The sequence below is a fragment of the Rappaport israeli genome, assembly GCF_001888055.1.
Taxonomy (GTDB): Bacteria; Pseudomonadota; Gammaproteobacteria; order Cardiobacteriales; family Cardiobacteriaceae; genus Rappaport; species Rappaport israeli.
In genome coordinates this window covers 19,043-28,141 of record NZ_LXHZ01000012.1, presented here as the reverse complement: position 1 = coordinate 28,141, position 9,099 = coordinate 19,043, and the positions used below count along the sequence as shown (strand labels likewise).

Below are 9,099 nucleotides of genomic sequence, written 5' to 3'. Positions count from 1 at the left end.
GATTTGGGGGTGGGTTTGGCGTGTGAGGGGGGTGGCATTTGCGCGGATAAAGGCGGTGGGCGATGGGGCGGTGGTGGCGCTGGGGCATGATTTGGCTTGGTGGTCTAATGAGGTGGGGTATGGAATGAGGGGGCGTCCAGCGGATTTGGTGCAGGTGCCTGTGGCGATGGGGGATAATATGGCGTATTTGCGCGCGGTATTGGGGGAGGGGCGGCGGGTGTTGTGGTTGTCAGAGGGGTTTGGGGAGGTGCGTAGGGTTGGTTGGGATTTTGTGTTGGCGCGTCGGTGGTGGGCGTTGGCGGTTGCTGGGGCGGTGGCGCTTGGGTTGTTGTTGTGGCGGTTTGGGCGTCGGTTTGGGTCGTTGTTATTGGAGCAACGCCAGCAGGTTGATGAGTGGGGGCATTTGCAGGCGGCAGGGAATTATTGGGTTTCTGTGGGGGGCTATGAGTGGTTGGCGCTTGAGGCGAGGCGGCGTCTGGCGGGGGATTTTAGGCTGTTTGTGCGTCAGATTGGGGGGGAGGATAGGGCGTTGGAGTGGTTGGTTGAGGCTGTGGTTTAGACAGGGCGCGGGTGGCGATGTTGTGTGGGGTGGGGGTGTTGCCAGTGGTAGAGGGGGAGTTGGATTTTGTACGCTTTATGCAGGATGTGGAATGTTTAAGGAGGTTGATGTGAGTGATGTGGCGGTGTTGGCTGAGGTGGCTGGGTTGTTGCGGGGTAATTTGCAACGGGTGATGGTGGGGGCAAGATGAGGCTATTGAGGGGGTGTTGGTGGCGCTTTTGGCTGGGGGGCATGTGTTGCTGGAGGGGTTGCCTGGTTTGGGGAAGTCTTTGTTGGCGCAGACGTTAGCGCGTTCGGTTGCGGCAAAATTTCGGAGAGTGCAGTTTACGCCTGATATGTTGCCAGCAGATGTAACGGGGGGATGGTGTTTAATCCAGCTAAAAATGCATTTATGTTGCGCAAAGGCCCTGTTTTTACGAATTTTTTATTGGCAGATGAGTTAAATCGCGCGCCTGCGAAGACTCAGGCGGGGCTTTTAGAGGCGATGCAGGAGCGTCAGGTGTCGATTGAGGGGCGTTCGCTTGTATTGCCGCGTCTGTTTATGGTGTTGGCAACGCAAAATCCGTTGGAGATGGCGGGGACGTATGCGTTGCCTGAGGCGCAGTTGGATCGCTTTTTGTTAAATGTGGTGGTGGGGTTTCCGTCTTTGGAGCAGGAGGGGCGGTTGTTGCATCGGGTTTTGGCGGGTGAGCGTCCTTTGCTGGGGGAGGGTGCAGTTGAGGCGGTGGTGGATGAGGCGGCTTTATTGGCGGCGCAGCAGGGCGCGCGTGGGGTGCGGGTGGATGGGCGAGTGGTGGATTATGTGGTGGCGCTGGTACGAGCGTCGCGTGAGGCGGCGGATGTGGTTTTTGGGGCAGGCCCTCGGGCAAGTATGGCTTTGTTGGTTTGTGCACGGGTGTTGGCGGTGTTGCGGGGGGCGCGATTATGTGCTGATTGAGGATGTGCAGGAGTTGGCGCCGTTGGTGTTGCGCCATCGTTTGCGTTTGGCGTTGGAGGCGCAGTTGGATGGGGTGCAGGTGGAGGCGGTGGTGGCGCGTTTGCTTGCTGATGTGGCGGTGCCTAGGCGATGAGGGTGTTGGCGGCTTGGGGGCAGTTTGTGGGGTGGGCGGCTGGTGATGGTGGTGTTGGCGGTGTTGGGGTGGTTTGATTGGGCGCTTGGTTGGGGTTGGGCGGTGCTTGGGTTGTGGGCAGTGGTGCTTTGGGGGACGAGAGTGCGGTGTTTGCGTGCGGGTGGGAGGGTGTCGTTGGTGCGTGAGGTGGATGGGGTGCAGGTGGTGGGGCGCTCTTTTGAGGTGGGCTTGGTGGTGCGCAATGAGGGGGGGCGTAGGGTGCAGGTGGCGATATTTGAGCATTTGGAGGCGGGGTTGGTGGCGAAGGGGTTGCCGTTGGTGGTTAATTTGCAGGCGGGTGAGGTGAGACGTTTGGAGTATGAGGTGTGTGGGCAGCAGCGGGGGCGATGGGCAATTTTGGGGGGCGCAGGTGCGCTATGGTTGGCGTTGGGGGTTGTGGGTGCGAGAGGTGTTTTTAGAGGAGGTGCAGGTGGTGCGGGTGTTTCCGAGGTTGACGGGTTCGGCGCTGCGGGCGTTGTCGCAGGTGAAGTCGCAGCAGTGGGCTGTGGGGAATCGATTGCGGGCGCGTGGGGGGGAGTTTCGGCAGTTGCGGGAATTTGAATGGGGGGATGGTTTGCATGCGCTGGATTATCGTGCGAGTTTGCGTTTGGGGCGTTGGTTGGCGCGGGAGTTTGAGCAGGAGCAGCAGCAGCGTGTGGTGTGGGTGGTCGATGGTTCGCAGATGATGCTGGCGCGCTATGGGGAGGTGGGGGTGTTGGATGAGGTGTTGGCAATGGTGGCAGAGTTGGCACGCTTGGGGTTGAGTAGTGGTGATGCGGTGGGGTTGTATGGGTTTTCAGCTGGTTTGCAGGTGGCGGTGGAAGCTGCGGATGGGGTCGGGCAATATGAGCGGATTTTGACAGGGGTGTTGGATATAGGGGCGGATGAGGTGCGCGATTATCAGGGGATTGGGCAGGTGTTGCGGTGTGAGGGGAAGCAGGCGTTGGTGGTGGTGGTGACGATGTTGGCGCTGGCGGATGTGGAGAGGCTTGAGCAAGAGGTGCGGCGTTTGGCGTTGCGGCATAGGGTGGTGGTGGTGAATGTGTGTCCGCCGTTTTTACAGGCGGTGGAGGCGGTTTCTGATGTGGCGGATGCGTTACGCTGTGGGGCGCGTGATGCTTATGTGAATGCGTTTGCGTTATGGGAGGCGCGGTTGCGTGATGTGGGGGTGCGGTTTGTGAGTGTGCAAGCAAATGAGGTGGGTAGGGGGTTGGTTGGGTGTTATTGGGATGCGGTAGAGAATATGCTATCTTAAGCGGCTATGCCTTTTTATAGGGCTGAAGAAGTGATGCGGTTAAGTGTTTGGAATTAATGATATTTTTTTCACTTCTCCAACTATAGCGTGGCTTGTAGGGATCTATTACAAATTAATAAGGATTATATTGATATATGAATAATGTGGTTGGTTTTTTTATGATTCAGGGATTGCGGTTGGGCAGTTTGGGTTTGGGTGTTATTTTTGGACAAGCGATGGCGCAGCATACGATTGTGCCATCTGGGGGTGGAAATTGTGCTCTTGGGGCAGGTGGGGCGTTAGTTTGTCAGGGTGTCCCTTCTGTTCAAGGTTCTCAACCTTCTGTTGGTGGGGTTGTAAAAAAATTGGAGTTCGGTGTTAACGCCAAAGCTACTGGTTCACAGGCAATTGCGTTTGGGGATAATACTTTGGCAGGTGGGAAGCAAAGTATTGCTTTTGGGGTGGGGGAATGTGGTTTTGGGAGATCATTCAGGAGCTTTTGGAGACCCTAGTTATCTGGGGGCTGATTTTTCTTATGCTGCTGGCAATGATAATTTGGCTGGGCCAGGGAACTCAAATATTAATATAATGGGGAATAATAATTCATTTGGAGCAACAGGTTATTACTACCATGATGGCGAAAATTATAAGTTAATTAATGATGATCGGGCGATTAGGAGGATTACGGGTAATCCTAATTCGTCAGTAGAGATTAAAAAGACAGTGGTGGATAACGCTAAGGTGATTGGTAATGACAATTATGTGAGTTCTTCTAATACGTATATTTTGGGGAGTCATGTGGGTGTGAAATCCGATGTTTCGCCTAAATCTATTGGTCGGCGTCGGGTTTATACTTTCGACGAAGATGATAAAGTAACAGGTAGTTTTGTAACAGAGATTTATACTGTTGAAGATAGGGTTATTGGTACGCAGGCAGATTCGGTATATTTGGGGGATTATAGTACGGCGGTTGAAGGCAATCAGCAGCAGCCTAATCAGAATGTGGCTAATATTACAAGCACTGGGGCGAATGGGGCGACGACAACAGCTGGCACGAAGGGGACGGTATCAAGTGCGACGATTGATGGCACAACATATGGCAATTTTGCAGGTGCTCAGTCTGTTGGTGGGGTTACTGTAGGGGCTTCGGGCAAGGAACGTCGAGTGATGAATGTAGCGGCTGGTGAACTTTCTGCAACTTCAACAGATGCGGTTAATGGGAGTCAGTTATTTGCACTGGCGTCGCGCCCTGTGGTGAGAAATACGTATGTTGTGGATAATACGACTGTTTCTTCTGGGGATGGCAATATTGTGGTCAGTCGTTTGGGGGATAATTATTCGGTGCGCTTGGCTTCTTCATTGCAGGTTGATAGTGTAGCAACGGGCGATGTGGCGCTTAATCAAGAGGGGTTGAGTGTTGATGGGAAGACGTATGTCAGCCAAGAAGGTTTGGATGCAAATTATAAACGGGTGCAACATGTCTATCCAGCACGGGTGGAACAGGGGAGTTGGGATGCAGTGAATGGGCATCAGTTGTATCAGATGCAGTCGCGTTTGGATGAGGTGGATATGCGTGGGCGTAGTGGGGTTGCTTCTGCTATGGCTACAGCGATGTTGCCACAGGAATATTTGGCAGGTACGCGCGCAATTTCAGCAGGTGTTGCGCATTTTCGTGGTGAAAGTGCTTTGGCTGTTGGCGGTTCGATGGTCAGTGATAATGGACGTTGGATTGTTAAAGGAGCGGTTAATATGAATCGCAATGATGCTGGTTTGGGGTGGGGGTGAGTTATCGCTGGAAGTGATATTTTTGTCTAAGTTAGCCAAGTTTTTATTTGCATGAATTTTTTTATAAACGATTGGCTTTGGTGGACTAAAGAGAAAAAGGGTTTTTTGGAAACCCTTTTTTAATAGGTGGTTTAGGATTAATCGAATCTGTCGGCTGAAAAACTGGTGGCGCTTGTGTCATTAGAAAGATAATGTGCTTTAAATTTAATGTCAGCACGTGGTGAGTATAAAGTAATTATTGAGGGGGTGGAATGGTAAGAGTTTTATGCTTATTCCATGCTGTTTCTGGGGTTTAGGTGGATTGGTTTTGTTCGCTACGGTATTTTTAGGAGGGATTTATGTCTGAGGTGTTGGGGATTGTTGCGCCGATTTTTTTGGTGATGGCGTTTGGCTATGGGGCGGTGCGCTTTGGGTTGTTGCAGGCGGAGCAGGTGCGTGGGTTGGGGGTGTTTGTGTTGAATGTGGCGTTGCCTGCGTTGATTTTTCATGCTTTGGCGGGGCAGTCTTTTTCGGGGGTGTGGCAGCCAGAGTATTTGCGGTTATATGGGGGGTCGGCGTTGGTGATTTTTTTGCTTGGGGTGGTGGTGACGCGGTGGTTTTGGCGTGAGCCGTTGGCAGCGGCGGCGTTAAATGGTTTGGGGTTGGCGTTTGGAAATAGTGGGTTTATTGGGTTGCCAGTGTTGTCTATGGTGTTGGGGTCTGAGGTGGCGGCGCGCTATTTTGCGATGAATATGTTGGTGGAGAATTTTTTGTTGATTCCTTTGATGTTGATTTTGGCGGATTTTTCTAGGGTAGATGGTGGGCGTTGGTGGGTGGTGTTTGGGCGTTTGGGGGGGCGTTTGCTGAGAAATCCTTTGCTGTTGGCGTTGGCGGTGGCGTTGGGGTTTTCGCTTGGTGGGGTGGCGGTGCCTGAGACGCTTGGGAGGGTTACGGGGTTGTTGGCGCCTGCGGCGGCACCTGTGGCGTTGTTTGTAATTGGGGGAAGTTTGTATGGGTTGCGGGTGCGTGGGGAGTTGGGGATGATTGGGTTTGTGGGGCTGGGGGCGGGTGGTGTTGCATCCGTTGTTGGTGGTGGGGGTGTTTTGCGTTTTTGGGGGGGCGTCGTTGCAGGATGTTTGGGTGGGGGCGTTGTTTGCAAGTGTGTCGGTGGCGAGTACGGTGGCGATGCTTGGGCAACGTTATGGCTATGGTGAGCGGATTGCGGCGATGGTGGTGGTGAGTACGCTGGCGTCGTTTGTGAGTATGGGGGCGGTGTTGTTGTTATGGCAGCGGATGGGGGGATTTTAGGGTTGGTGTTGGGGGCACAGGTGGCGGCTCCAATAGAGGGTGGCGCCGATGACGCTGGCGGGCATGATAATGAGGTTTAGCAGTGGGATGCTCATTAGGAGGGTGGTGAGGCTGCCAAAGCTTAGGGTGTTGAGGGGGGTGGTTTTTAGAATTTGGCGTTGTTGGCGGAAGGGGATGCCGTTGTTTGCCATGGGGTAGTCCATGTATTGGAGGGCGCTGACCCATGCGGCGTATAAAACCATAAAAAGGGGGCGGTGAGGTTGAGTACGGGGATGAAGCTGATGAGGAGGATGGGGAGGGCGCGGGTGAGAAAGTAGAGGGTTTTTTGTAGTTCTTGTTTGAGGCTTTGGTAGATTTCTTGAGTGAGGGTGAGTCCGCTGTCGGGGCTTTGTCCGCGTTCTAAGGTTTCAACGGCTTGGGCTAAAAAGCCATTGAAGGGGGCGGCGATGAGGTTGGCTAGGAGATGAAAGCTGTAAAAGATGGCGATGAGGAGGGTGAGGGCGATGAGTGGCCACACGAGCCAATGGAGGTAGTGTAGCCAGCTGTCGCTTGGGAGTAGGAGGTTGATGAGGCGCTCTAGGTGATAGATGAGTGTGTAGGTTGCGCCTGCAAAGAGAAGGGTGTTGATAAGCAATGGTAAGACAATATATTTGCGCAGGCTGGGGGTGGTGAGCCAGCTAAATGCTTCTAGCAGGCAGAGTGGGGCTTTCATAGGAGGGGGTTGACGCCTTGTTGGTTGGCTAGGGATTGGGCGAAGAGTTTGGCTAGGTGGAGGAGTTCGTCACGGCGTGGGTAGTGGTTGCGGGTGACGATGGCAAGTTGGCGATGTGGGCTGGGGACGTTGAGGGCGATGGTGTTGATTTGTTGGTAATGGGCAATGCTTTCTAGTGAGATGGCTGGCATGAGGGTGACGCCCATGTTATTGACGGCGAGTTGGAAGAGGGTGCTGAGGCTGGCTTCGTTGAAATATTGTTTGTTAAATTGAGGTTCAATTTTGCATAAGTCGATAATTTGTTCGCTCAGGCAATGTCCTTCTTCAAGGAGGAGGAGGTTGGTTTGTCTGAGTTGATTGGGTTTGACGCTGTTTTGTTGTGCGATGGGATGTTGTTTGTTGGCGACAACGTAGAAGCGTTCTTCAGCAAAGGGGATGATGTCAAGGTTTTGCTGGGGATAAGGTAGGGCGATGACGGCGGCGTCGATTTGTCCAGTATAAAGGTTGCTGAGTAGGGTTTCGGTGGGTTGTTCGTGGATATGAAGTTTGAAGCTGGGGTGTTGTTCTTGCAGGATGGGGAGGGCTTTGGGGGAGTAGGTAGGGGGCGATGGTGGGAATAAATCCTATATTCATGGAGAAGCTGAGGTGGTTTTGCTCGGCATGGGCGCGTTCGACGAGTTGTTGGGCGTCTAGGTAGATTTGGCGGGCGCGTTCGAGTAGTTCTTTGCCAATGGAGGTGACGAGGACTTGTTTGTTGTTGCGCTCAAATAAAACGACTCCTAGATTTTTTTCTAGTTCGGCGATGCTAGGCTGAGTGCGGATTGGGAAATGTTGCATTCTTGTGCGGCGCGTTTGAAATGTTGGTGGCGTTCTACGGCAAGGGCGAATTGGATTTGGCGTAATGTAATCATAGTGTTGTCAATAATGGTTTAAAAAATCTCACCCATTCTACCGTTTAATTTTCTTTATTGAAAGGAAAAAATATGATTGTATTTGTGAAATTTATGGCTAGTGGAGGGCAAGGAGTGTCCAGCTGCCTAGGGTGATGATGAAAAGTCCTAGGATTTTTTTGCCATAACTATGGGCGAGGGTACGTAGGATGATGCCTGAAAAGAGGCTGATGCTGAGCATGGCGGGGAGGGTGCCGATGCCAAAACTGAGCATGATGAGGGCGGCGATGAGGGGGTTGGCGCTACTGATGGCGAGGACGAGGGCGGTGTAGATGAGTCCGCAGGGGAGGAGTCCCCAGAGTAGTCCGATGAGAAGAGCGTCGCTGTGGCTTTGGATGGGAAGCAGGCTTTGGGTTAGGCGGGCAAGGGGTTTCCAGAGGATGAGTCCGTAGCGTTCGAGGCGGCGGATGAGGGTGAGGTCAAATAATAGGTAGAGTCCTGTGGCGATGATGAGGAGGCTGGTGAGTTGGCGGATGAGGTGAGCGGTTTTGGGTTGGTGGAGGGTTAGTCCTAGTAAGGGGAGGATAAGTCCTAGGAGGCTGCCGAGTAGGGTGTAGCTGAGAAGGCGTCCGAGGTGATAGCTTGGGAGGTGGCGTTTGTGCTGGGTGTTGAGTGAGAGGGTGGCGTTGATGCTGCCGCACATGCTTAGGCAGTGGGCGCTTCCTGCTAATCCTGTAGCGAGGGCGGTGAGGAGTAGGGCGCTGTGGTTGGGGTTCATTTGGGGTCTTTAGGTGGGGTTTGGCGTTGGCGTTCGTCGTCGGTGTCGTCTAGTAGGGGAATCATGCTGGGGGCGGTCATGTCGTCAAATTGGTCGTTTTTGATGGCCCAGCGAAAGGCGAGGATGGCGATGCAAACGATGATTAGTGAGATGGGGATAAGAAGGTAGAGGATGTTCATGCTTGGGCGGTGGGTTGGGTTGGGGGTTGGGTGTGATGTATGCGCATGGCGTTGCCGACAACAAGGAGGGAGCTTAGGGACATGCCTAGTGCGGCAAGCCATGGGGTGAGGTGTCCGCTGAGGGCGAGGGGGAGGATGGTGAGGTTGTAGGCGCTTGCCCAAATTAGGTTTTGTTTGATAAGGCGTTGGCTTTTTTCGCTAAGGCGTAGGAGGTAGGGTATGGCGTGTAGGCTTTGGTTTAGGAGGACGATGTCGGCGTGGGTTTGGCTTAGGGGGGTTGGCTTTGCCTACGGCAATGGAGACGTGAGCGGCGGCGAGGACGGGGGCGTCGTTGATGCCGTCTCCTATCATGAGGGTGGGGGATTTTAGGCTTTCTAGATAGTGGAGTTTGTCTTCGGGGCTGAGTTGGGCGCGATGGTTGGGGATGTTGAGTTGGGTGGCGATGTGTTTGACGGTTTGTTGGCGGTCGCCGCTGGCGATGTGGAGGGTGTAGGGGCTTAGGCTTTGTAGGAGGGTGGGGGAGGTCGGGGCGTAGGGGGTCGTCAAAGATGTAGGTGGCGTGTAGT

14 protein-coding genes and 2 pseudogenes are annotated in these 9,099 nt (G+C 53.7%); 10 read left to right on the top strand and 6 right to left on the bottom strand.

Annotated features, from left to right (window positions below; genetic code table 11):
- The 10 genes and pseudogenes from A5N84_RS10210 to A5N84_RS09815 form a co-directional block, all read left to right on the top strand.
- Positions 1-559 (top strand): hypothetical protein (locus A5N84_RS10210; protein WP_158008629.1); only part of this gene is annotated, 559 nt, incomplete at its 5' end.
- Between the two features lie 22 nt (positions 560-581).
- Entirely contained in the window at positions 582-749 is a 168-nt protein-coding gene (locus A5N84_RS10525) for a hypothetical protein (protein WP_198923747.1), read from the top strand.
- A 13-nt stretch (positions 750-762) separates the two neighbouring features.
- Positions 763-1,496: pseudogene (locus A5N84_RS10515) on the top strand (AAA family ATPase).
- Positions 1,486-1,629, top strand: coding sequence for a hypothetical protein (locus A5N84_RS10510; RefSeq protein WP_198923745.1), 144 nt, complete (start codon positions 1,486-1,488; stop codon positions 1,627-1,629). The pseudogene A5N84_RS10515 and the gene A5N84_RS10510 overlap by 11 nt, the downstream one beginning before the upstream one ends.
- 24 nt (positions 1,630-1,653) lie before the next feature.
- A complete protein-coding gene (locus A5N84_RS12430; RefSeq protein WP_072281232.1) occupies positions 1,654-2,229 on the top strand; it encodes a hypothetical protein in 576 nt (191 codons plus the stop codon).
- A complete protein-coding gene (locus A5N84_RS03075; protein WP_269844259.1) occupies positions 2,153-2,923 on the top strand; it encodes a DUF58 domain-containing protein in 771 nt (256 codons plus the stop codon). The genes A5N84_RS12430 and A5N84_RS03075 overlap by 77 nt, the downstream gene beginning before the upstream one ends.
- A gap of 134 nt (positions 2,924-3,057) precedes the next feature.
- Positions 3,058-3,414, top strand: a complete 357-nt coding sequence (locus A5N84_RS03070) for a hypothetical protein (RefSeq protein ID WP_072281230.1) — start codon at positions 3,058-3,060, stop codon at positions 3,412-3,414.
- The gene (locus A5N84_RS03065; RefSeq protein WP_072281229.1) at positions 3,374-4,687 is read left to right on the top strand and encodes a YadA-like family protein; all 1,314 of its coding nucleotides are present in this window, start codon (positions 3,374-3,376) and stop codon (positions 4,685-4,687) included. Before A5N84_RS03070 ends, A5N84_RS03065 begins: the two co-directional genes overlap by 41 nt.
- 338 nt (positions 4,688-5,025) lie before the next feature.
- Positions 5,026-5,880, top strand: coding sequence for an AEC family transporter (locus A5N84_RS03060; protein WP_078055533.1), 855 nt, complete (start codon positions 5,026-5,028; stop codon positions 5,878-5,880).
- Positions 5,807-5,974, top strand: coding sequence for a hypothetical protein (locus A5N84_RS09815; protein ID WP_158008627.1), 168 nt, complete (start codon positions 5,807-5,809; stop codon positions 5,972-5,974). Before A5N84_RS03060 ends, A5N84_RS09815 begins: the two co-directional genes overlap by 74 nt.
- Here the strand turns inward: A5N84_RS09815 and cysZ are convergent.
- The 6 genes and pseudogenes from cysZ to A5N84_RS03035 all read right to left on the bottom strand — a co-directional run bounded on the left by cysZ (position 5,971) and on the right by A5N84_RS03035 (position 9,079).
- Positions 5,971-6,686: pseudogene (gene cysZ / locus A5N84_RS03055) on the bottom strand (sulfate transporter CysZ). The gene A5N84_RS09815 and the pseudogene cysZ sit on opposite strands and share 4 nt — an antisense overlap.
- Positions 6,683-7,258 carry a LysR substrate-binding domain-containing protein gene (locus tag A5N84_RS11485; protein ID WP_233119891.1) on the bottom strand — a complete coding sequence of 192 codons (576 nt, stop codon included), beginning with the start codon at positions 7,256-7,258 and terminating at the stop codon, positions 6,683-6,685. Before A5N84_RS11485 ends, cysZ begins: the two are co-directional and overlap by 4 nt.
- 219 nt (positions 7,259-7,477) lie before the next feature.
- On the bottom strand, positions 7,478-7,597 hold the full coding sequence (locus tag A5N84_RS11480) for a LysR family transcriptional regulator (RefSeq protein WP_233119889.1): 120 nt from the start codon (positions 7,595-7,597) through the stop codon (positions 7,478-7,480).
- 97 nt (positions 7,598-7,694) lie between these two features.
- Positions 7,695-8,354, bottom strand: coding sequence for a sulfite exporter TauE/SafE family protein (locus tag A5N84_RS03045; protein ID WP_072281228.1), 660 nt, complete (start codon positions 8,352-8,354; stop codon positions 7,695-7,697).
- Complete coding sequence (gene ccoS / locus A5N84_RS11475; RefSeq protein WP_233119888.1) at positions 8,351-8,635, bottom strand: cbb3-type cytochrome oxidase assembly protein CcoS; 285 nt, start codon at positions 8,633-8,635, stop codon at positions 8,351-8,353. The genes A5N84_RS03045 and ccoS overlap by 4 nt, the downstream gene beginning before the upstream one ends.
- A gap of 96 nt (positions 8,636-8,731) precedes the next feature.
- Positions 8,732-9,079: an HAD-IC family P-type ATPase gene (locus A5N84_RS03035; RefSeq protein ID WP_072281226.1), complete on the bottom strand. Its 348-nt coding sequence runs from the start codon at positions 9,077-9,079 to the stop codon at positions 8,732-8,734.
- Positions 9,080-9,099 lie beyond the last annotated feature (20 nt).